The 20507-nt window shown below is 48.3% G+C and carries 21 protein-coding genes; 14 read left to right on the forward strand and 7 right to left on the reverse strand.

Annotation, left to right across the window (positions count from 1 at the left end; all coding sequences use genetic code 11):
• Positions 1-29 precede the first annotated feature (29 nt).
• Both GU926_RS03565 and GU926_RS03570 read right to left on the reverse strand, forming a co-directional pair.
• The gene (locus GU926_RS03565; protein WP_232058417.1) at positions 30-2600 is read right to left on the reverse strand and encodes an ABC transporter permease; all 2571 of its coding nucleotides are present in this window, start codon (positions 2598-2600) and stop codon (positions 30-32) included.
• A 374-nt stretch (positions 2601-2974) separates the two neighbouring features.
• A complete protein-coding gene (locus GU926_RS03570; RefSeq protein WP_160689084.1) occupies positions 2975-3664 on the reverse strand; it encodes an ABC transporter ATP-binding protein in 690 nt (229 codons plus the stop codon).
• Positions 3665-3819: 155 nt separating this feature from the next.
• On the opposite strand from GU926_RS03570, the gene GU926_RS03575 reads away from it, so the two are divergent.
• The 6 genes from GU926_RS03575 to GU926_RS03600 all read left to right on the forward strand — a co-directional run bounded on the left by GU926_RS03575 (position 3820) and on the right by GU926_RS03600 (position 7671).
• On the forward strand, positions 3820-4497 hold the full coding sequence (locus tag GU926_RS03575) for an arylesterase (protein ID WP_160689086.1): 678 nt from the start codon (positions 3820-3822) through the stop codon (positions 4495-4497).
• Between the two features lie 437 nt (positions 4498-4934).
• Positions 4935-5609 carry a hypothetical protein gene (locus GU926_RS03580; protein ID WP_160689088.1) on the forward strand — a complete coding sequence of 225 codons (675 nt, stop codon included), beginning with the start codon at positions 4935-4937 and terminating at the stop codon, positions 5607-5609.
• Positions 5610-5892: 283 nt separating this feature from the next.
• Positions 5893-6342, forward strand: coding sequence for a YhcH/YjgK/YiaL family protein (locus GU926_RS03585; protein ID WP_160689090.1), 450 nt, complete (start codon positions 5893-5895; stop codon positions 6340-6342).
• A gap of 52 nt (positions 6343-6394) precedes the next feature.
• On the forward strand, positions 6395-6601 hold the full coding sequence (locus tag GU926_RS03590) for a hypothetical protein (RefSeq protein ID WP_160689092.1): 207 nt from the start codon (positions 6395-6397) through the stop codon (positions 6599-6601).
• A gap of 45 nt (positions 6602-6646) precedes the next feature.
• Positions 6647-7135: a GNAT family N-acetyltransferase gene (locus GU926_RS03595; protein WP_160689094.1), complete on the forward strand. Its 489-nt coding sequence runs from the start codon at positions 6647-6649 to the stop codon at positions 7133-7135.
• 44 nt (positions 7136-7179) lie between these two features.
• Positions 7180-7671 (forward strand): nuclear transport factor 2 family protein, encoded by a 492-nt coding sequence (locus tag GU926_RS03600; RefSeq protein WP_160689096.1) that lies wholly within the window; start codon positions 7180-7182, stop codon positions 7669-7671.
• A gap of 374 nt (positions 7672-8045) precedes the next feature.
• Here the strand turns inward: GU926_RS03600 and GU926_RS03605 are convergent, their stop codons facing one another.
• Together GU926_RS03605 and GU926_RS03610 are read right to left on the reverse strand one after the other, a co-directional pair.
• Entirely contained in the window at positions 8046-8843 is a 798-nt protein-coding gene (locus GU926_RS03605; RefSeq protein WP_317165620.1) for a glucose 1-dehydrogenase, read from the reverse strand.
• Positions 8844-8864: 21 nt separating this feature from the next.
• A complete protein-coding gene (locus GU926_RS03610) occupies positions 8865-10691 on the reverse strand; it encodes a glycoside hydrolase family 15 protein (protein WP_160689100.1) in 1827 nt (608 codons plus the stop codon).
• Positions 10692-10754: 63 nt separating this feature from the next.
• Between GU926_RS03610 and GU926_RS03615 the strand changes: the two genes are divergently transcribed.
• The 7 genes from GU926_RS03615 (at position 10755) to GU926_RS03645 (ending at position 15912) form a co-directional block, all read left to right on the forward strand.
• The gene (locus tag GU926_RS03615; protein WP_160689102.1) at positions 10755-10955 is read left to right on the forward strand and encodes a hypothetical protein; all 201 of its coding nucleotides are present in this window, start codon (positions 10755-10757) and stop codon (positions 10953-10955) included.
• A gap of 452 nt (positions 10956-11407) precedes the next feature.
• A complete protein-coding gene (locus GU926_RS03620) occupies positions 11408-11914 on the forward strand; it encodes a GbsR/MarR family transcriptional regulator (RefSeq protein ID WP_160689104.1) in 507 nt (168 codons plus the stop codon).
• A gap of 70 nt (positions 11915-11984) precedes the next feature.
• Positions 11985-13013, forward strand: a complete 1029-nt coding sequence (locus tag GU926_RS03625) for a TIGR01777 family oxidoreductase (protein ID WP_160689106.1) — start codon at positions 11985-11987, stop codon at positions 13011-13013.
• A gap of 109 nt (positions 13014-13122) precedes the next feature.
• Positions 13123-13839, forward strand: a complete 717-nt coding sequence (locus GU926_RS03630) for a YqjF family protein (RefSeq protein WP_160689108.1) — start codon at positions 13123-13125, stop codon at positions 13837-13839.
• Between the two features lie 142 nt (positions 13840-13981).
• A complete protein-coding gene (locus tag GU926_RS03635; RefSeq protein WP_160689110.1) occupies positions 13982-14782 on the forward strand; it encodes a HipA family kinase in 801 nt (266 codons plus the stop codon).
• Positions 14760-15143 (forward strand): DUF3037 domain-containing protein, encoded by a 384-nt coding sequence (locus GU926_RS03640; RefSeq protein WP_160689112.1) that lies wholly within the window; start codon positions 14760-14762, stop codon positions 15141-15143. Before GU926_RS03635 ends, GU926_RS03640 begins: the two co-directional genes overlap by 23 nt.
• A 61-nt stretch (positions 15144-15204) precedes the next feature.
• The gene (locus GU926_RS03645; protein ID WP_160689114.1) at positions 15205-15912 is read left to right on the forward strand and encodes a CPBP family intramembrane glutamic endopeptidase; all 708 of its coding nucleotides are present in this window, start codon (positions 15205-15207) and stop codon (positions 15910-15912) included.
• 112 nt (positions 15913-16024) lie between these two features.
• On the opposite strand, the gene GU926_RS03650 is transcribed toward GU926_RS03645, so the two are convergent.
• Positions 16025-17671: an ABC-F family ATP-binding cassette domain-containing protein gene (locus GU926_RS03650; RefSeq protein WP_160689116.1), complete on the reverse strand. Its 1647-nt coding sequence runs from the start codon at positions 17669-17671 to the stop codon at positions 16025-16027.
• Positions 17672-17902: 231 nt separating this feature from the next.
• On the opposite strand from GU926_RS03650, the gene GU926_RS03655 reads away from it, so the two are divergent.
• Positions 17903-18346 carry an SRPBCC family protein gene (locus GU926_RS03655; protein ID WP_160689118.1) on the forward strand — a complete coding sequence of 148 codons (444 nt, stop codon included), beginning with the start codon at positions 17903-17905 and terminating at the stop codon, positions 18344-18346.
• Positions 18347-18631: 285 nt separating this feature from the next.
• On the opposite strand, the gene GU926_RS03660 is transcribed toward GU926_RS03655, so the two are convergent.
• Positions 18632-19387 (reverse strand): hypothetical protein, encoded by a 756-nt coding sequence (locus tag GU926_RS03660; protein WP_160689120.1) that lies wholly within the window; start codon positions 19385-19387, stop codon positions 18632-18634.
• A gap of 254 nt (positions 19388-19641) precedes the next feature.
• On the reverse strand, positions 19642-20388 hold the full coding sequence (locus GU926_RS03665; RefSeq protein ID WP_160689122.1) for a phenylalanine 4-monooxygenase: 747 nt from the start codon (positions 20386-20388) through the stop codon (positions 19642-19644).
• Between the last annotated feature and the right edge of the window lie 119 nt (positions 20389-20507).

Genomic DNA, 20507 nt, shown 5'->3' on the forward strand with positions numbered 1-20507 from the left:
CAGGAAACAGGCCAAAAACGGTTGCGTGGCTATGCGTCTGAGCGAAGCACCTCCAACGGAGGTTTGGCAACTACCGCCTTGCTGTTGAACAAGCCAATAAGCACGGTAAGCAACGAGATGGAAACGAAAATGATGAGGATGGGCAGCAACGGCGGCGTGAACACGGTCTCAAACTGAAACTTGGCCAGTGCCCAGCTTCCCGCCATTGACAACACCACGCCCGTCCCCGCCGCCAGCGCACCCAGAAAGAAATATTCCAAGGCCGTGATGAGGAGAATCTGCTTCCGGCTGGCGCCGAGGGTGCGCAACAGTACGCTTTCCTGCATGCGCTGGTATTTACTGATGAGCACCGAGGCAATGAGCACCACCAAGCCAGTGATGATGCTGAACGCGCCCATGAACCTGATCACAAAGCCAATCTTGTCAAACAGTTCATCCATCACGCTCAAAATCAAGCCCAAGTCTATGATGGACAAATTGGGAAACTGCCGCACCACCTGCCGCTGAAACTGCGCCGAGGCCTGGTTGCTAGGCACGCGCGTCATGAGTACATGAAATTGCGGAGCCGCTTCCAACACTCCCGCCGGAAACACCACCCTGAAATTGGTCTGCACACGGTTCCAGTCCACCTTCCGGAGGTTGCCCACTATGGTGGGGATTAAAGCGCCCTGCACGTTGAACACCATCTTATCGCCCACGTCTACCTTAATGCGCTCGGCGTAGCCTTGTTCCAATGAAACAAACACCGTGTCTTCTACAGACGCCACCGTACCACGCCAGGAACCTTCCACCAGCTTTTCTGAGGACGTAAGCGAATCTCTGAACGTAGCCCGCAACTCCCTCTGAAACGCCCTTGGTGAAATGCCCAACGTGGAATCCTTTTGCACATCAGCGGCTGTTTGTCCGTTGATTTCTTCCACGCGCATGGTCACGATGGGCACTTGCTGAAGGATGGGCAATTGGTTTTGGCGCGCCAGGTTCGCCACAGCCTCGCGCTGGTTGGTTTGGATGTCAAACAAGACCATGTTGGGTTGGTTCTCACTGGCAGACAAGGTGATTCTGTTGAGCAAAATACTCTGCACAAAATACAGCGTGCAAATGAAGGCGGTACCTAACCCAATGGACACAATGAGAATGAGTGTCTGGTTGTTGGGCCGGTACAAATTGGCCAAGCCTTGTCGCCAGAGGTAGCTCCAGGAACGCGGAAAGAACCGGCGTACCAGCCACATCAGAGACCAGGCCATGCCGGCCAGCACCAGAAATGCCACCAGCACGCCGCCCGTGAAAAATACCGTTTCCAGTAAGGTGTTCATCTGCAGATAGGCAAACCCGAAGATGAACAACACAATCAGCCCGTACACGGCCCATTTGAGCGGGTCTTTAAACAGGCTGGTCTCTTCAAAAGAAAGACGCAGCGTGTTCAAGGGCGAAATATTGCGCACCGATACCAAGGGCAGCAAGGCAAAAAGCAAAGAAATGAGCAGCCCCAGTAAAATACCCTGCCCAATAGCCAGCCACGAGATGCGCACAGAAATGGCAATGGGCAAAAAGTCCTGCAAGACGGTGGGCAAAGTTTGTTGCACCAGAGTCCCCAGCGCAGCCCCAATCAAGGAACCTACCAACCCGATGCCCAGAATCTGAAACACGTAAATAAGAAAGGCCTGCGTGCTGCTAACGCCCAGGCACCGCAGCACCGCAATGGTGGACAGCTTCTCCCTAATGTACACATGAATGGCGCTGGCCACGCCAATGCTGCCCAGCAACAAGGCAATGAACCCTACCAAAGACAGGAAATCGGTGAGGTCTTCAAAAGAGCGGCCGGTTTCTTCGCGCTGGGTGTCTATGGTTTCCATCTCCAGGCCTTCCTCCTCCAACCGCGGCTCCAACTGCTTTACCAGTTTGGCCATGTCTACGGTGGGGCTGTACTTATAGTAGAACTCATAGTTGATGCGGCTTCCGCGCTGTGATAAACCGGTTTGGGCCAGATACCGCAACGGAATGTACACCACCGGCGCCACCGAGGCCGAGATGCCCGTCTGTCCCGGCGCTTTGTTTAACACGCCGGCAATGGCAAACGTGACTTCTCCTACCTTAATGGAATCTCCCACCTGCGCGTTGAACTGCAGCATAAGGGTTTTGTCTACCAGGGCCTGCTGACCGGTCTTAAAGGAGTTGCCTGCTTCTTTGGGGCTGGTATCAATGGTGCCGTAGTAGGGAAAATTGCCTTCCAGGGCGCGTATCTGCACCAGCCGGGTGTCCTGCGATTTCTTAAAAAGCACCATGGAGACGAAGTTTTGCTCGCGGGCCCGCTCCTCGCCCAAAGAATCTAATAGCGGCTGCAACGCCGGACTCACCGCCCGGTTACTGGAAATGACCAAATCTGCGCCAACCAGTTCTTTGGCCTGCTGGTCAATGTCATACTTCAGGTTATCCCCGAAGGAGAAGATGGCCACCAGCGCCGCAATACCCAGAATGATGGAAGAAATGAACAGGAACAACCTGGACCGGTTCCGGCGACTGTCGCGCCAGGCCATTTTCAAAAGCCAGGGTAGGTTTAGTTTGGGGTTGCCAGACATTTTAATGCTTGAGGTTAGAGGCATGGTACACGTTTTCTATTCACCTGCCTTTGATGTATTCCAATTCCGTTTTTTGCCAGTTTTCAGGGAAATAGCCCAAAAACGATTTCTCTTCTAGTATGCTCGTATTCCGTCACCCTTTTAAGGGGTTGGGATGGTTACATAAGCCGATTTTACTTTTACATCGACCCTTATTTTTTTAGAGCCTTTTGCTTTAAATCCCCGCTGTATTGTTCATCCACCTTACTCGTCATCTCCCTATCCCATTCAAAGCGAGGCAGAAAAACTTCTTATTTGTATTTCTTAGAAAACTCAGTGTCGGCTCCCATTACCATTAGTTCAACCTTTCGTTTTTGGGCTGTTTTCTGGAAAATAGGCCAAAAACGACAACCCCAGATTTACGCGTTCACCACGAGTTCATCTGAGACCAGATGCCCTCCTTTTACTTTAAGAATGCGCTGTGTTTTGGAGGCCAGGTCCAGGTCATGGGTTACCAGAATGAGGGTAGTGCCGGCTTCGCGGTTCAGGTCAAATAAAAGCTTCACTACTTTCTCACTGGTTTCGGCGTCAAGGTTTCCGGTGGGTTCATCGGCGAAGAGGATTTTTGGCTGGTTGGAGAAGGCTCTGGCCAGGGAAACCCGTTGCTGCTCCCCTCCAGACAATTGCGCTGGATAGTGGTGATGCCGCTGCCCCAAGCCTACTTTCTCCAGCAGTTCCATGGAGCGGCTCCTGATATTTCTTTCGCCTCTCAATTCCAGGGGCACCATCACGTTTTCTAGAGCCGTAAGGGTTGGCAATAGCTGGAAATTCTGAAAGATGAAACCCACGTACTGGTTGCGCACCTGCGCGCGCTGGTCCTCAGAAAGTCCGTCCAGGGCAATGCCGTTCAGCTCCACCCGTCCGGCACTAGAGCGGTCCAAGCCGGCGCACAGTCCCAGCAGCGTCGTCTTTCCGCTTCCCGAAGGGCCCACAATGGCCACGGTGGATCCTTCCTCTACGGAGAAATTAACGTTGTCCAGTACGGTAAGGGTGTTGCCCGCGCTTTGGTAGGTTTTGCTCAGGTTTTGTATGTTCAGAATGATATTCACAGGTAGATTGTTTTAGGCAAAGGGTCCGGGATTATTGATGTCTCCAAAAGCGGCTGGTAAGATAGAGAACCAAATGCGATTAATTGAGTACTTAAACCTCAAACCTAATGGGTATGTTTTCGCTTACCTATAGGCTGAGATACTGATGAAACGCTATGATCCATAAAAACGTGTTCTTGCTGGCCCTGCTGCTTTGGTGCCTGACGGCCTGCTCCCAGAAAAAAGAAGAACGCTCAACCACAGACTCCCAAGCCATGAAAGAAGATACGCCGGCCCCGGCCAAAACCAAAAACATATTATTCTTCGGGAACAGCCTGACGGCGGGCTACGGCCTCACACAAGCCGAGGCCTTCCCAGCCCTGCTCCAGCAAAAGTTTGATTCGCTGGGATTACCCTATAAAGCCATAAATGCAGGCCTGAGCGGCGAAACCACCGCCGGCGGCAAGAACCGCATTGACTGGCTTCTGCGGCAGCCTGTAGATGTGTTTGTGCTGGAACTGGGTGCCAATGACGGCCTGCGCGGCATTCCGCCCCAGGAAACCACCCGAAACCTGCAAACCATTGTAGACAAGGTGAAAGCCAAATACCCAGAGGCCCAACTAGTCATGCTGGGCATGGAAGTGCCTCCAAACATGGGCGGTACGTATGCCAGCCAGTTCCGGGTGATTTTCAGGGAAATAGCCTCCAAAAACAACATGACCCTGGTGCCTTTCTTGCTGGAGGGTGTGGCGGGCATCCGGTCCCTTAACCTACCGGATGGCGTTCACCCCACGGCCGCCGGTCAGAAGATTCTGGCAGAGAACGTCTGGGAGGAGTTGAAAACTATCCTGTAAAAGCACCAAAAGGAATTTTATACAAAAGCCCCGGCGTTGCTCTTCTCAACGTCGGGGCTTTTGTATTATATGGTAAATATCTATTTTTCTGTATGTTATATATTATAAAGCGCTTTTTCTCTTTCCCCCAGAAGCTAACCACTTAAGTGCTAATAAAATAAAGTAGGCTTAGAAGCTACTGCCGTTATTTTAATTACAAATAAAAGAGCAATATTTACATAAATTTCGGCCTTTCCCCTGGGCTGACCTGTTTTTGAGCTTTCCTCCAAGCTTTTCTTTCCTCTGCTCCATTTTTCCGGGGCTTGAGATGCTTACCCTTTTCCACAAGTACCAGTACCGCTTCTTAAGTACCCTTATCTAATAGCTTTTTATCAAAATTTTGCGTGCCCTAAAACCAAGACAAAAACATTCACCCAACCTAACAAACAACCTTTTACATGAAATTTTTTACGAAACTCAAGTTTGCCACCCTGGCGGTAGCCTTATTGTTTACCATGTCCTGCGAGGAGAAAGAGGAAGTCATTCCGGCGCCGGCTCTTTCCTCCAAAACCACCCAGGCCACAGCCAATGCTAAATTCAACACAGTAGACATACAAGGGGTTGTAGACGCTGGTAAGAATGAAATCACCGCCCGGGGAGTTGTGTACAATACCACTGGCAGCCCTACCCTTGCCGACAGCAAAACCACTGAAGCGGGCAACACCTTTACCAGCAGCATCAATGGCTTGAACCCTAATACCACCTATACCTTCAGGGTGTATGCTACCACCGCAGCCACTACCTATTACAGTGAACCCATTCAGGTAAAAACCCAGAGCCTGGCCGGTACCACCTGGGACTTCTTCTTCAACCACTCGGCCACGGTTACCTGGCACGGAGATGTGACGTTCAACGCAGATGGCACCACCCTCTATGACGAGCCTTCTTCACCTGGTACGTACATGAAGCGCGGCACCTGGTCCATGAAAGACAATGTGCTTAGCTACAACATGGACTCTTCTGTGCAGAACCCTACTTCTTATGTGTTCAATGGCACCATGCTCAACAACGCCATGAGCGGCACCTACACCTTCGGGACGGCCAACAAGCCTTGGTCTGCAGTGAAAAGATAAACTTTACGCCATTTTTCTCAAAGGCAAAAGCCCTGTGGTCCTTCCAGATTTGGTGAGACGACAGGGCATCTTTTTTTTTACAGACTCCCTTATTTCTAAGCCGGTCCTACCATCCGTTTTTGGCCTATTTTCTGGAAAATAAGCCAAAAACGAAGCTTCCTTTGGCGGTTCCCAAATTTACCTGCAACTTACTCTCAGAATGGCCTGGTTCATTCCAGCTTTTCAAGTAGATGATTCATTCCTCTATCGCCGTATTTCTAATTCATAATTTCTAATTACAATAATGGTTTTAGATCAACTCCAGCACGCAGACCGCTATACTTCTTTGCATCCTTTGTTTGCCCAGGCTTTTCAATTTTTGCGGGAGGCTGATGTCCTGAACCTTCCCACGGGAAAACATGAAATACTGGGGCAGGAAGTATTTGCTTTGGTCTCTGATGAAAAAGGCAAGCCGCAGGAAGAAGCCAAACTAGAAGCCCATCTTAAATACATTGACATCCAGTACGTGGTGAAGGGAATAGACCGCATGGGTTGGAAAAACCTATCTGAATGCAGCGCCCCTTCAGAACCGTATGTTGCAGAGAAAGACATCGCTTTCTACCCAGACAAAACCAATACCTGGCTAGACGTTCCGGCCGGGTCCTTCACCATTTTCTTTCCCTCAGACGCGCACGCGCCCATGGCCACTACCCACGTGGTCCGGAAGATTGTTTTGAAGATTGCCGTAGCTTAATTCTGATTCTAAATACTTACAATCTAATACTAAACCCTAATACTAACCTATTATGAAAATCAATGCAATTACGGTAGCATCACTTATGGCCGTGTGCCTTTTCTCTTTCTCTGCGTGTGAGCAAAAGCCCGCCGCAGAAAAAACGGGTACCACTACCACCGAAGACCTGGTAGAAGGCACGGACGGCGGCCTGGATTCCATGAATATTGAATCTGATTCTACCATGTCCATCACCGCAGACACCCTTAGCTTCCAATAGAAAACCTCATAGGCCGCCGCGTAAAAGGGACGGCCTACTTTTTATATGCCCGTTCCCGTTCAGTTCAGACCCATAGAAGCCAGAGACAACAAAGCCCTAGCCGCCCTAATCCGTCAGGTGTTCAGAGAATTCAAGATTGATCGACCTGGCACCGTTTACACAGACCCCACCACCGACAATTTGTATGACCTCTTCCAGACACCCGGCAGTGCCTATTTGGTAGCTGAAGAAAACGGAGAAATCATAGGTGGTTGCGGCGTCTTCCCAACAGAAGGCTTACCTACAGGCTACGCCGAGCTGGTGAAGTTTTACCTGGCGGCAGAAGCCAGAGGAAAAGGCATTGGCTATGAGTTGTTGTTGCAAAACATAGGCCTGGCCAAAGAATTAGGCTACACGCATCTCTATCTGGAGTCCTTCCCAGAACTGGCCAAAGCCGTGAGCATGTATGAGAAAGCGGGTTTTAATCCAATAGACCATGCGCTGGGAAACTCGGGTCACTTTGCCTGTAATATTTGGATGGTAAAGCAATTGTGAGGTAATAATGATCTTTGAAAGCTTTAGCCTTAAACTATCTACTTATGAGAAGAAATTTCCTTACTAGCTTATTTCTAGTTGCCACGGGGCTTGCTATCTTTTCTTGTTCCGTATCAAAGCCTACCGCTCCTCTACCTATCAATCCTTACAAACCAGAAAACGCAGAACTTTATAAAACTATAGCATCCTTAGACAGTACCTATTTTGCCGCTTACAATTCTTGCAATATGTCCAAGCAAGCTGAATTGTATGCCGAGGATATTGAGTTCTTCCATGACCGCGGCGGCCTGATGACATCCAAAAAGGACCTACTGGCAAGTATTGAGAAAAATATATGTGGTAAAGTCACCCGCACATTGGTAAAAGGAAGCTTAGAAGTTTATCCTATTAAGGATTATGGAGCCGTAGAGATTGGATATCACTCCTTCTACAACAACCAGGAACCAGATGCCCCCATGCACCCCTCTAAGTTTATCATGATGTGGCGTTTAAAAGATGGACAATGGAAGATTAGCAAGGTAATTAGCCTGCATTAATCATTGGATTATCGTTGGCTTTTCCTGCACTAGATATACTTAATCTTTCTAATATCCATTAAGAATAAATTCTATTAAGCTGTTCACGGGATTCTTAAGTGTAAGCTATAAAGCATGGTTACATAGATTATGGAATCTCCTCCTCCAAGCAATACTCACCAACTCTCGCTTTACAATTTGCTTATTCTTAAATATTAAAGTAGGTGGTGAATACGAGAAGGTTCTAAATGCAAAATTGAGGCTCTTCCATTAAATTTGTTTTTAGCCTCTTTTACAGAAAACAGCCCAAAAACGGAAATCGTCCTTATTCACTCAACTGCTCAGGGTTTCTCTTTACTTTCCAAAATCACATACACACTGCTTGAGGCATAACCTTACCCGTTGTCCACGAAACCCGGGTACAAGGTCATGCCACCGTCCACGTAAATGGTGGTGCCCGTGATGTAATCGCTGTCTTCAGAGGCCAGCCAGACGGCTACTTTGGCTACGTCTTCAGGAGACCCTATGCGGCGGTAAGGGATCAGTTTCAAGAGTTCTTTTCTCTTTTCTTCGTCCTTCCAGACATCATCATTTATATAAGTGGCTATGGCGCCGGGCGAGATACCATTCACGCGTATTTTCTTGGGAGCCACTTCCAGGGCCAGAGACTTTAACAGCATGAGAATTCCGCCTTTGGACGAGGCATAGTTCACGTGCCCCGCCCAGGGGATAATGTCATGCACAGAACTGATGAAAAGAATGTTGCCCCTGGCGGTTCCTTCTGCCCCAGTGGCTGGCTTCTGGTCAAAGAGCTTGATGGACTCGCGGGAGCACAGAAAATAGCCGGTGAGATTGGTGCTGATCACCTTGTTCCATTGCTCCAGGGTCATATCAGCAAACTCATTGTCCTTCTGGATGCCGGCGTTGTTAACCACCACGTCCAGAGTTTTGAATTCATCTACCGCGGCTTTGAACATTTGAATCACCTGGTCTTCTTGGCTTACATCGGCTTGGTAGATGATGCCATTTCCGCCGCCTTTCTGCACTTGGTCCAAGGTGTAGCGGGCTCCTTCTTCATCACCGAAATAGTTGATAATGACATTGGCGCCCTGCTGCCCGAAGGCAATGGCAATGCCTTGTCCAATGCCCGAGCTGGCGCCAGTAATTAAAACGGTTTGGGGAGATTTCTGCATGGCCATAGTTCTTTCTTGGTTTTAGTGGTTGTTGACGTCTTTGTTCCGGCTGTCATTCAGTTGTTTGTCCAGGTTGTAGGCGGCACTGATCAGGCCCAGATGCGTAAAGGCCTGCGGAAAATTACCCAGATGCTCACCCTGAAACCCTAGCTGCTCAGCATATAGCCCTAAATGGTTAGCATACCCCAGCATTTTCTCAAAGTAGAACCTGGCCTTCTCCAACTGCCCTGAGCGCGACAGACATTCTACGTACCAAAAGGAGCACATGGAAAATGTGCCTTCATGGCTCACAAACCCATCGGGCGCGGCCATGTCTGGCAAGTAGCGGTACACCAAGGAATCTGAGACCAGTTCTTTCTCAATGCGGTCCAGCGTGGATAGCCACTTTGGGTCTTTAGGACTGATAAACCTCACCAGCGGCATGAGCAAGGTAGAGGCATCTACAGTCTGGGCGCCGGGGTACTGCATAAATGCCTGCTTTTCCTCATCCCAGAAATCAGTGAAAATGCTGTTGAAGATCTTGTCCCGCTCTACCCGCCATTTTTCATTGTGAGGGAAGGATCGGCTTTCCGCTATTTTGAGGGCCCGGTCAAAGGCCACCCAGCACAAGAGCCTTGAATACAGGAAATGCTTCCGGCCGCCGCGTACTTCCCAAATGCCTTCGTCTGGTTGTTGCCAATGGTCGCTAAGCCAGTTTATCTGGTTCTCCAGGTCCTTCCAGAAGTCAAAGGAAATGGGATCGCCGTACTTGTCATAGAGATAGACAGAGTCCAGCAGTTCGCCGTAAATGTCTAGCTGTAACTGCCCATACGCGTCATTGCCAATACGCACTGGAGCAGACTGCCGGTAGCCTTCCAGATGCTCCAGGGTCTTCTCCTCCAACTGGCGGTGCCCGTCAATGGAATACATGATGCCCAACCGGTTCTGGCCTTTTATGTCCTGGCAGAGCCTTTCTACCCAGTGCATGAACGCGCCCGCTTCTTTGGTGTAGCCCAACCGGATTAAGGCATACACAGAAAAAGAAGCATCCCTAATCCAGGTGTACCGGTAGTCAAAGTTTCTGCCTGCGCCAATGCTCTCTGGCAAACTGAACGTGGGGGCAGCCACAATAGAACCGTATTTGTGTGAGGTGAGCAGCTTTAGAACCAAGGCAGACCGATTGACCATGTCCTGCCAGCGGCCCCGGTAGATGGACTGTGCTATCCAGTTCTTCCAGTAGTTGACCGTCTCAAAAAGGCTTTGAGTGATAAAGGCCTCAAAATCCCGATCGCCCACAGGCTCCTTTTCTACATGCTCCAGAAGGAAATCGGCGGTTTGAGTGGGGTGTAAAGTAAAGTCTGCCCACACGTCTGCGCCATCCACTTGCAACGGCACGGTGCTAATCAGGCGGAGGACCGTTTTTTCATCTTCATCCGAAGTAAACAACACCTCCTTTTCAGAAACCTGTTCTACAGTGTGCGCGCTCTGCCCGTAGTTAAACCTAGGCTGGCACTTCATCTGAAACCGCACCTCGCCCCTAATGGTGGTCACCCGCCGAATGAGTTCTTTGCCATTGTACAGCTCTTCTACCGGCATAAAATCCGTGATCTCTGCTACCCCTTCCGGCGAAAGGAACCTGGTCAAGAGCACATTGGTGTCAGGTAGGTACAGCTGCTTGGTTTTTCTTTCCTTGAAGAGCGGGCACAGTTCAAAACTACCTCCTTTCTCATCATCCAAGAGCGCGGCAAAAATGCTGGGCGAATCAAAGTTGGGGAAACACATGAAGTCAATGGAGCCGTTCAGGCCCACCAGTGCCACCGTATTTAAATCTCCAATAATGCCGTAATTCTCTATGGGCTGATAACTCATGTGGCCTGTTTGGTAGGTAGAAAAGCAAAAGCATTGATTGTAAAAAAGCTTTTGCCTCTAATCATGAAGGAAAGCTGGCTGCTAGACGCAGATTCAATCCATTTTCCCTTGTCTTTAAATACTCTAAAAGCTTTAGAAGAGTTGAGGCTGCCGCCAACGCTGCGTATGATGAAAGAGATTCTGAACAAAGTACGCTCTTCCGTTTTTGGCCTGTTTTCTGGAAAAGAGTACAAAAACAGTGGTTCCCCATTTTGTCTTCATTAATGCCGAAGAAAAAGGAATTCGCCGCAAGTTTGGATACCTAAGATGGATTGTAAAACTGCTTGAAAAATGGCAGAAGGTTATACCCTTGCAAATAACGAGGTATGTCCGGTACGCCTTCTCAGTTGTTCATTTTTTGCATGGATGCTGTTCAAGGGTTAATGCTCAACTTGGGATCTAGGGATGCTAAGGAATAATACTGTTGAAGGGTTAATGATTCTTTAGAAGACCAGAAAAAAGGATGTACATCCTGGAAACGAAAAGTAGAGAATGTCCTCATTCTCTAACTAGGCTGAAGCATTTTCTTGATGGTGGAATGACCGAACAAGTTGAATGAAACCACTGCTCCCCTATTTTCCCTTTCCTTTGTTGCAACCCTAAACTATCAACTTCAGTATGCGTTTATAAACTTTCATTATATTTTGAAAGTTTAAAAAGTTTTATACCTTTGATCCATGGAGTTAGCAGAAGCGAAGCAGAAATTCATTGAAGCATGGGGTAAGTTGGGGTCTGAATGGGGCATCAATCGCACCATGGCTCAGGTGCATGCGCTGCTTTTGGTCTCGCCGGATGCCCTGACTACGGAGCAAGTGATGGAACGGCTTCAGATTTCGCGCGGCAACGCCAACATGACCCTCAGAGACCTGATCAATTGGGGCCTGATTGAGAAGCAGCACCGCAGCGGCGAACGCAAAGAATACTTCTTCGCTGAAAAAGACGTCTGGACCATTGCCCGCCAAGTAGCCAAAGAACGCAAGCGACGTGAGTTAGAGCCAGTCTTGAAACTTTTGAATCAGTTGCAGGAAGTGGAAGGCAATGAACAGGATCCTGAATACAGCACGTTCAAGAAGTCGGTGACGGACATTAACAAGCTGGCAGGCAACGTAGATAAAACCTTAGAGACTATGCTCAAAGCGGAAGAGAACTGGTTCTTCGGGTCCATTTTCAAGCTATTCAAATAGCTATTTTTTTATCCATTATTTTCATTTTTTTCTGAAACTTCAATACATACAAACATAAACGAATAGTGACATGGCCAAGATTGTATTAGCAGGAGGCAGCGGATTCATAGGACAGCTCCTCACCCAGCATTTCACTGCCATAGGCGACCAGGTAGTAATTCTCACCAGAAAGCCCGGCGCCTCTACCAACCAGGTGCAACACGTTTATTGGGATGGCGCCACTGCCGGGCCTTGGGTACAACATTTGGAGCAGGCAACTGTCTTGATCAACCTGACCGGTAAAAGCGTAAACTGCCGCTATACAGCCAAGAACAAACAAGAAATCATATCGTCCAGAGTGAATGCCACACACGCCTTGGGTGACGCGCTACGGCAATTGCAAAACCCGCCCCGCCTCTGGATGAACGCCTCCTCTGCCACCATTTACCGGCATGCGCAAGATGGTCCTCAGGATGAACTCACCGGTGAGATTGGTACCGGCTTTTCAGTGGACGTCTGCACCGCCTGGGAAAATGCTTTTTACACGCAAAATACCCCTGGCACCCGTAAGATAGCCCTCCGTTTGGCCATAGTCCTGGACAAAGACGGCGGCGTGATGCCCTATTATCTGAATCTGGCTCGCCTAGGTTTGGGTGGCTGGCAAGGAAACGGGCTGCAGTGCTTCAGCTGGATTCATTCCCGGGACGTCATCAGCAGCATTGATTTTTTGATAGCGCATGAAGACCTGGAGGGCGACTTCAACCTCTCTTCACCCCAACCTATTCCCAACCACCGGTTCATGTACAGCATACGGCAGGCGCTGAAAATTTCCTTTGGGTTGAAGGCGAGTAAATGGATGCTGGAGATAGGCGCTTTCTTTTTAAGAACAGAAACAGAGCTACTACTAAAAAGCCGCTGGGTAGTACCAGCCCGGTTGCAACAAGCAGGTTACACCTTTAACGTGAGCACCATTGACGAGGCCATTCAATTATGCACTTCAACTCCATCTAAACAAGTATTGAACCATCCTAAAACAACAGCAAAGAGACCAAATTCTCCTTACCTTTCACTTCCTAAAAACCATGTTTCGGGAATACCCTTCCAAGGCCCTATTCTTTAAAATTCAAGGTATTATCTATGTTATACTAACATTTAAGACAGATTTTTTTAAGCTTCAATATAAGTTTAATAAAGGTTTAAATTCTTCTCAACATAAGAATTGACAAGCCATGCAAAATACCTTCTTACAGGCTGAGTGGAGAAAACTTATTTTAGCTAATTATGAAATTGACCCGGCCATTTTAGTCAAATACCTGCCAGCGGGAACAGAATTAGACTTTTGGAAGGGCACCTGCTTTGTAAGTTTAGTTGGTTTTATGTTCCAGGACACTAAGTTAAAAGGCCTCCCAATTCCTTTTCACACAGATTTTGAAGAAGTCAACCTTCGGTTTTATGTGAAGCGGTTAGAGAATGGTATTTATAAACGAGGGGTGGTGTTTATAAAAGAAATTGTGCCCAAGCCCGCGCTCAGTTTGGTTGCCAATGTCATCTATGGAGAACCTTATGTGACGGCACGCATGAAGCATTCTTGGGTGCATAAGGAGGTTGCTTTAGAGGTGGAATACCAATGGAAAAAGAACGTCTGGCATTCATTAAAGGTAGCAGCAGCCTCCAACTGTATTCCTATTACTGAATATAGCGAAGCCGAATTTATCACCGAGCATTACTGGGGCTATACAAAACGCACTCAGAAGAAAACCTCAGTGTATGAAGTAACGCATCCCAGGTGGGACATGTATCCGGTAAGTGATTATTCCATCCAAGTAGATTTCCAGTTAAATTATGGTGCTGATTTTGGTTTTCTATCTACTGCTACCCCAACTTCTGTGTTTTTAGCCGAAGGATCACCTATTATTGTGAAAGTGGGCAGCGTATTAAACCTTTAACTGTATTGCGCCACTTTCAAATAATTTCTCTATCGTCATCCTAACTGAATTTGCACTTACTTGCCACCCCTTCAGAAAAGGAGTAGTTTTGCGCTGGTGGGAAGCTTTTCGCAAGAGTAGCAGATAATCCTCCAACAATAGTATGAAAGAATATTCCCCAGAACTCAGGAAGGTGCAGGTGACACGCTATGTCACTCCCTTACGCGAAGGCGGTTCATTACCCGCCATTGTGGAAGCTGACGATGAGTTCCTATATGTCTTAAAATTCAGAGGAGCAGGCCAGGGTATAAAAGCCTTAATGGCTGAGCTCATTGCCGGCGAACTGGCCCGGGTGTTGGGCTTGCGAATGCCGGAATTGGTGTTCGCGCACCTAGATGAAGCGTTTGGGCGCACCGAGCCTGATGAGGAAATTCAAGATTTATTGCGCTTCTCTGAAGGCTGGAACCTGGGTCTACACTACCTCAAAGGCGCGATTACTTTTGACGCGCTGGTGAACTCCGTGGCGCCATTGCTGGCCTCGCAGATTGTGTGGCTGGACTGCCTTATCACCAACGTAGACCGCACCGCCCGCAACACCAACATGCTCATGTGGCACAAGGAACTCTGGCTCATTGACCACGGCGCGGCTTTCTACTTTCACCACAACTGGCCCAACATTGAAGAACAAGCCAAGCGTCCTTTTGCGCAGATAAAGGACCACGTGCTGCTGGCCCAAGCCTCAGAACTAGAAACCGTGGACTCCGTCTTCAAAGCCCTGCTCACGCCAGAAATCATCAGAACCATTGTTGGGCTTATCCCTGAAGATTGGTTGAACGCCGTGGATTCTCCTTTTGAGACCGCCGAGGCCCATAGGAACGCCTACATCCAGTTCCTGGAGACCCGCCTTCAACATTCTCACATCTTTGTAACCGAAGCCAACCATGCAAGAAAAGCACTTATTTGAGTACGCTGTGCTCCGGGTAGTGCCTTGCGTGGAGCGCGAAGAGTTTCTAAACGTGGGCGTCATTCTGTACTGCGCCTCCAAGGGATTTCTGCAGACTGTTTTTGATGTGAATGAGAACAAGTTAAAAGCTTTCGCCCCTGAGCTGGACTTAGAAGAATTAAGGGAGCGCCTGTGCGCTTTTCAGCGGATTTGTGCCGGACGCAAAGAAGGCGGAACCATTGGTCAATTAGCCGTAGCCTCCCGGTTCAGGTGGTTGGCGGCCACGCGAAGCACGGTGGTGCAGACGTCTGCCACGCACCCAGGCTTGTGCACTGACCCACAACAGACGTTGGACCACTTATTCACCCAGTTGGTTAAGTAAACGAGAGGGAAAGCAGTAATGTGAATTTTTAGTAGATTCAAAGAACCTAACCTCCCTACTCATGGCAGGAATCTTTGTTCTTTTGGCCCTTTCCTGGCTTTTGCTTCACTTTTTCCGGCGCACTGGATTGACCGTATTGGGTTATGTGCCTATAGCTAAGAGGTTCTTACAATTCCTGATAGGTTTCTTTTTTGCGGGAGCAATCTGCCTGCTTATACAAGTATGCCATGAAGCATGGCAAAAAGCCCATTGGATGGTGGTGCCCAACGCTACTTTAAAATCAGTCCTTTACTCTTTTTACTGGTCTTTCAGGTCAGTGCTAACAGAAGAGCTACTATTCAGGGGAGCTCTGTTGTATGTGTTACTGCAAACAATTGGCTCGCGCAAGGCCTTGGCCTTAACTGCCATCGCTTTTGGAGTGTATCACTGGTTCTCTTATGGAGTTTTCGGGAATCCCTTTGCTATGCTCATAGTCTTTGTGAGCACAGGGCTGATGGGTTGGGTATGGGCTTATTCTTACTACAAGACCGCGTCTATGGCCTTGGGCATTGGCCTGCATCTGGGCTGGAATTTCGTCTACAACCTGCTGTCTAAGGGCCCGCTGGGCGATGTTTGGCTAAAGGCGCAGGAAGGAACTCAAATTGACGGATGGTTCTCTTTAGTAGATTTCCTTATGCCCATTTTACTTGTTCCACTGCTCTCCTACTGGATGGTAAAATTCTTCTTTTCTGATAAAGCACTATGGTATCATCTGCACCTCCTCCGGTGACAACACCAGCTTAAAAAAAACAAATTAAATGGAAAGCAAAAGCCCTTCATTTTTGGCCTGTTTTGATGAAAACATGCCAAAAACGAAGGGCTTTCTAATGCTATATGCTTCCTTAAGAAACGGCTACCTTTCGCTCAATGTCACGCAGGTTTTCCATCTTCTTGTTGCGCAGGAATCCGTTGATGTCTTCAAAGTGTTCCCGTATGCGCTTGTTGCCAAACTCAAAAACCTTGGTTGCCAAGCCGTCTAGGAAGTCACGGTCGTGCGAAACCAGAATCAAGGTTCCGTCAAAAGCGCGCAGGGCGTCTTTCAAAATGTCTTTGGTCTTGATGTCTAAGTGGTTGGTAGGCTCATCCAGAATCAACAAATTCACCGGCTGTAGCAAGAGCTTAATCATAGCCAGACGGGTTTTCTCCCCGCCAGACAGCATCTTCACTTTCTTTTCTACGGCGTCTCCGCTGAACATGAAAGCACCCAGAATATCCTTGATTTTGGTGCGCACCTCGCCCACGGCAATCTGGTCAATGGTCTGGAAGATGGTCAAATCCTCGTCCATTAAAGACGCTTGGTTCTGTGCAAAGTAGCCAATCATGGAGTTATGACCAAGCGTTAAGGTTCCGTCGTAGTCAATCTCATTCATGATGGCTTTGATGAGCGTAGACTTACCCTCGCCGTTCTTGCCCACAAACGCCACTTTTTGGCCTCGCTCAATGGTCATGGACGCATCCTGGAACACAGTATGGTCACCGTATTTCTTGGTCAAGTGGTCTACAATTACCGGGTAGTTGCCAGAGCGTGGGGCTGGCGGGAATTTCAAACTCAGCGCCGAAGTGTCTACTTCATCCACCTCAATAATCTCAATCTTCTCCAGCATCTTCACGCGTGACTGCACTTGCAAGGTCTTGGAATAGGTGCCTTTAAAGCGGTCAATGAATCCTTGAATATCAGCGATCTCCTTCTGCTGGTCTTCAAACTGACGTTGCTGTTGCTCACGGCGCTCTTTGCGCAACTGCAGGTATTGAGAGTAAGGCACCTTATAGTCGTAGATACGCCCCATGGTCACCTCAATGGTGCGGTTGGTAATGTTATCTACAAAGGCTTTGTCGTGGGAAATCACAATCACCGCCTTGGCATTGTTTACCAAGAAGTCCTCCAGCCACTGAATGGATTCAATGTCCATGTGGTTGGTAGGCTCATCCAGAAGAATCAAATCAGGTTTCTGCAAGAGGATTTTAGCCAGCTCAATGCGCATGCGCCAGCCCCCAGAGAACTCGCTCGTATTACGGCTGAAATCAGAACGCAAGAAGCCCAAACCCAGCAAGGTTTTCTCCACCTCGGCGTCAAAGTTTACTTCTTCAATGGAGTAATATTTCTCGCTGAGTTCAGAGACGTCTTCAATGAGTTTCATGTAGGCATCAGACTCATAGTCGGTGCGGGTTTCCAGCTGGGAATTAAGGTAGTCCATCTGGTTTTTCATTTCCAGAATAGAACCAAACGCCTTAGACGCTTCCTCAAAAACGGTGCTCTCGTCTTTGGTGAGCAAGTGCTGTGGCAGGTAGGCAATCACCGCATCTTTAGGCGCCGACACCTTGCCTTTGGTAGGCTTGTTTGCGCCGGCAATAATCTTCAATAAAGTAGATTTTCCGGCCCCGTTTTTACCCATGAGGGCAATCCGATCATTTTCATTGATGTTAAAGGTTACATTGCTGAAAAGCGCTGAACCGTTGAATTCTACCGCAACCGCGTCAACTGAAATCATGATGTCTTATAATGAGAGCGCAAAGATACTATTTTAATCGCCTTTTTTCCTGACCCAATCCGGCTTTTACAAGCACCAGCTGGGTTGATTTGAAAAGGAATTGTGGGCCTGACCGTCGCAACAACCAATCTGCCCTGCCTGGTTCATTTTGCGGGAATTCGATTAGAGGCTTGCTTGTAAAGGCAGGAACCCATTACCTTGTCTATTAAACAACCCTTAAGCTAAACTTGTATGGCCGTAGAACCCATTATTGTAGAACGCACCTTTGAGGCCTCGCCCGAAACCATTTGGCAAGCGCTGACAAACCCAGATGAGATAAAAAAGTGGTACTTTGATATTCCGGGTTTTGAGCCGAAGGTAGGCCACCAATTCCAGTTCACGGGCGAGAATGAAGGCCGAACTTTTCTACACCTCTGCGAAGTAAAAGAAGCCATCCCCCACCAAAAACTGGTACACACCTGGCGCTACCAAGGCCAACCTGGTGATACCTTGGTGACCTTTGAATTGACACCTAAGCAAAACGGTACTCGCCTGAAATTGACGCACGCCGGTACGGAGACGTTTCCTAAAGACAATCCAGACCTGGCCCGCAAAAACTTTGAAGCTGGTTGGAATTTCATTATAGGAACTAGCCTGCAAGACTATCTGGAGAAAGAGAACAAACTGAATAAGTAGATATTGACCCTCGCGCAACAATTCGCTTTTCCCCTATTGTCATCCTGAAAGGAACTTGTGGGCGAACTAGAAAGGCCTAGTCAATTAAACTTAATGATTTATTTAAACGACTGGTATTATGCATTTAGTAACCGCTTCTACAGCTTGCTCACAAGGTCCTTTCAGCATGACAAAATGAGGATGATTAAATAAATTAATAAAGGCGGTTGCCAAGGATTTTAACCTCCAGCAACCGCCTTTCTATTTTTGGCCTGTTTCCACTAAAACAGGCTAAAAACGATATACTTATACCGCCACCATTTGCAATGGAGCGGGCTCCTCTTTAGCAGGATGGCCTTCCGTTTCTAGGCGCTCTGCCAAAAGGGTCAAGTCAGAAAGATTTTCCAGCACGAAGTAGGCCTTCGGTAGTTTGCCTTCTTCAAACGGTACAGCCAACAGCTCTTCCAAAACCAATGGCTGCCATTTGGTTTCATGGCGAAGGGCGGCTTCTCCTTCAGGGGCATTGGAAATTAAGCGGGCCCCGAACAAGGTCATCTGCCCTTTGTGGTCTCTTAGCAATCCATTGCCCAACACGTGCTGAGAAATCTGCCACAGCGTTTCTACCGTTGCCAGGTCTTTACTCTCTTGTGCTAGTTTACCCAAACGATACATGAAGTCACGCACCTCTGGCTGTAGCAACCAAGGCAGTTGACTGAAAATATCTAAGAACAAATCTGAGTTCCCTTGCAAGCGCAAATCGGCGTCTGGGTGCAGGCGCAACTGGGTCTGGGCTGGGAATTTACGTTTGCTCCACTTGGCCAGTACCTGTGCTGGGCGCGGGGTTTGCTCCACCGCCACTACCTGCCAGTCCGTATTTTTTAGCATCCAGAAATTCAACTCCTGAAACTCAGGAATGAAATACGCCTTCAGGTCTAGGGCTTTTACACCCTGCCAGAAATTGACAGCTACCACATGCGACAAGGCCTCTACCCTTTTAGTGAACAGGATGTTCCAAATCTGCTGGTGCTGAATGGCGTACTGGTGATACGGTTGTTGGTACATAACGTGTAAGCATAAAAAAAGGCCTGGCTCCGAACTCGGAACCAGGCCTTCTATAGGTGAAAAATTGCTAGTCTAGATTGACTCAACTTTGCCCATACGGTGTCTCGGTTCCGAGCGGATTATGCATCGGATTACACTTGACAATCGTAAAATAGAGGGCAAATAGTTTCATTTCAAGACTAATGTATAAACTTTTTGTGACAATTCAAATCGTTTTTACGCTGATTTTTTCAAAACGGCTTAAAAACGGCATATTATTTTATTTCTTCCTGAGCTAAAGCCAGTTGCAACTCGTCCTCAAAGGCGGTGAGCGACTCCATCAGTTGACTGTAGTCTTCCAACACGAAGTATTCCTCCTGAAACTTCTCTTTGATGTACGGCGTCTGCAGAATCTGACGCACATTGAAGGCATGACGCTTAGGCTCGTCAGACAGAGAAAACGCCGTCTCACCAGCCGAAGAAAGAATACCTGCGCCGTAAATGCGCAACTCGCCCTCCTCTTCTATCAGGCCAAACTCAACCGTGTACCAGTACAGCCTGGATATGAGTTCTACGGCCCACTCATTGTCCAGAAAATTTAACGCTACCTGGCTCATGGCCTCCAGAAAGTTTACAAACTCCTGGTTGGCCAACAAAGGCACGTGCGCGAAGACGTCATGGAACATGTCTGGCTCTTCCAGGTAATCCAGTTGGCTCATGGTGCGCAACCAGGTAGTGGCCGGGAACTTGCGTTGGGACAGCAACTCAAAGAAAGTACGGTTGTCTACAATGCCCGGCACGCCTACCAATTGCCAACCCGTCTTGGCCAGCAAGCGCTCATTCACCTCATTGAAATCAGGAATACGGTTGGGCTCAAAGCCTACGTCCTTTAAGCCTAGCATAAATGCTTTGGTGGCGGCCGCAGGCAAGATGTTCAATTGCCGGGTATAGAGCAGATTCCATACTTGCTGATGTTCTGGCGTGTATGCGGCGTAATCCTGGGTTAAGATGATGGTTGACATAGTGGATGGTTTAATTTTTGAGCGAATAATAAGACATAAAAAAAAGCCTGGCTCCGTTGTCGGAACCAGGCTTTGTATGAGTAAGGATGAATCTTCTTTCTTATCCTTGAACGCACGCA

Source organism: Nibribacter ruber, assembly GCF_009913235.1.
In the GTDB taxonomy this organism is placed as follows: domain Bacteria; phylum Bacteroidota; class Bacteroidia; order Cytophagales; family Hymenobacteraceae; genus Nibribacter; species Nibribacter ruber.

Coding starts and splice junctions, on each gene's coding strand:
- GU926_RS03650 (WP_160689116.1), bottom strand. CDS start 17,671: ATGATTTCAGTTGACGCGGTTGCGGTAGAATTCAACGGTTCAGCGCTT.
- GU926_RS03615 (WP_160689102.1), top strand. CDS start 10,755: ATGAAGGAAAGCTGGCTGCTAGACGCAGATTCAATCCATTTTCCCTTG.
- GU926_RS03635 (WP_160689110.1), top strand. CDS start 13,982: ATGAAAGAATATTCCCCAGAACTCAGGAAGGTGCAGGTGACACGCTAT.
- GU926_RS03580 (WP_160689088.1), top strand. CDS start 4,935: ATGAAATTTTTTACGAAACTCAAGTTTGCCACCCTGGCGGTAGCCTTA.
- GU926_RS03630 (WP_160689108.1), top strand. CDS start 13,123: ATGCAAAATACCTTCTTACAGGCTGAGTGGAGAAAACTTATTTTAGCT.
- GU926_RS03610 (WP_160689100.1), bottom strand. CDS start 10,691: ATGAGTTATCAGCCCATAGAGAATTACGGCATTATTGGAGATTTAAAT.
- GU926_RS03645 (WP_160689114.1), top strand. CDS start 15,205: ATGGCAGGAATCTTTGTTCTTTTGGCCCTTTCCTGGCTTTTGCTTCAC.
- GU926_RS03565 (WP_232058417.1), bottom strand. CDS start 2,600: ATGCCTCTAACCTCAAGCATTAAAATGTCTGGCAACCCCAAACTAAAC.
- GU926_RS03600 (WP_160689096.1), top strand. CDS start 7,180: ATGAGAAGAAATTTCCTTACTAGCTTATTTCTAGTTGCCACGGGGCTT.
- GU926_RS03620 (WP_160689104.1), top strand. CDS start 11,408: ATGGAGTTAGCAGAAGCGAAGCAGAAATTCATTGAAGCATGGGGTAAG.
- GU926_RS03590 (WP_160689092.1), top strand. CDS start 6,395: ATGAAAATCAATGCAATTACGGTAGCATCACTTATGGCCGTGTGCCTT.
- GU926_RS03665 (WP_160689122.1), bottom strand. CDS start 20,388: ATGTCAACCATCATCTTAACCCAGGATTACGCCGCATACACGCCAGAA.
- GU926_RS03625 (WP_160689106.1), top strand. CDS start 11,985: ATGGCCAAGATTGTATTAGCAGGAGGCAGCGGATTCATAGGACAGCTC.
- GU926_RS03655 (WP_160689118.1), top strand. CDS start 17,903: ATGGCCGTAGAACCCATTATTGTAGAACGCACCTTTGAGGCCTCGCCC.
- GU926_RS03595 (WP_160689094.1), top strand. CDS start 6,647: ATGCCCGTTCCCGTTCAGTTCAGACCCATAGAAGCCAGAGACAACAAA.
- GU926_RS03575 (WP_160689086.1), top strand. CDS start 3,820: ATGATCCATAAAAACGTGTTCTTGCTGGCCCTGCTGCTTTGGTGCCTG.
- GU926_RS03640 (WP_160689112.1), top strand. CDS start 14,760: ATGCAAGAAAAGCACTTATTTGAGTACGCTGTGCTCCGGGTAGTGCCT.
- GU926_RS03660 (WP_160689120.1), bottom strand. CDS start 19,387: ATGTACCAACAACCGTATCACCAGTACGCCATTCAGCACCAGCAGATT.
- GU926_RS03585 (WP_160689090.1), top strand. CDS start 5,893: ATGGTTTTAGATCAACTCCAGCACGCAGACCGCTATACTTCTTTGCAT.
- GU926_RS03605 (WP_317165620.1), bottom strand. CDS start 8,843: ATGCAGAAATCTCCCCAAACCGTTTTAATTACTGGCGCCAGCTCGGGC.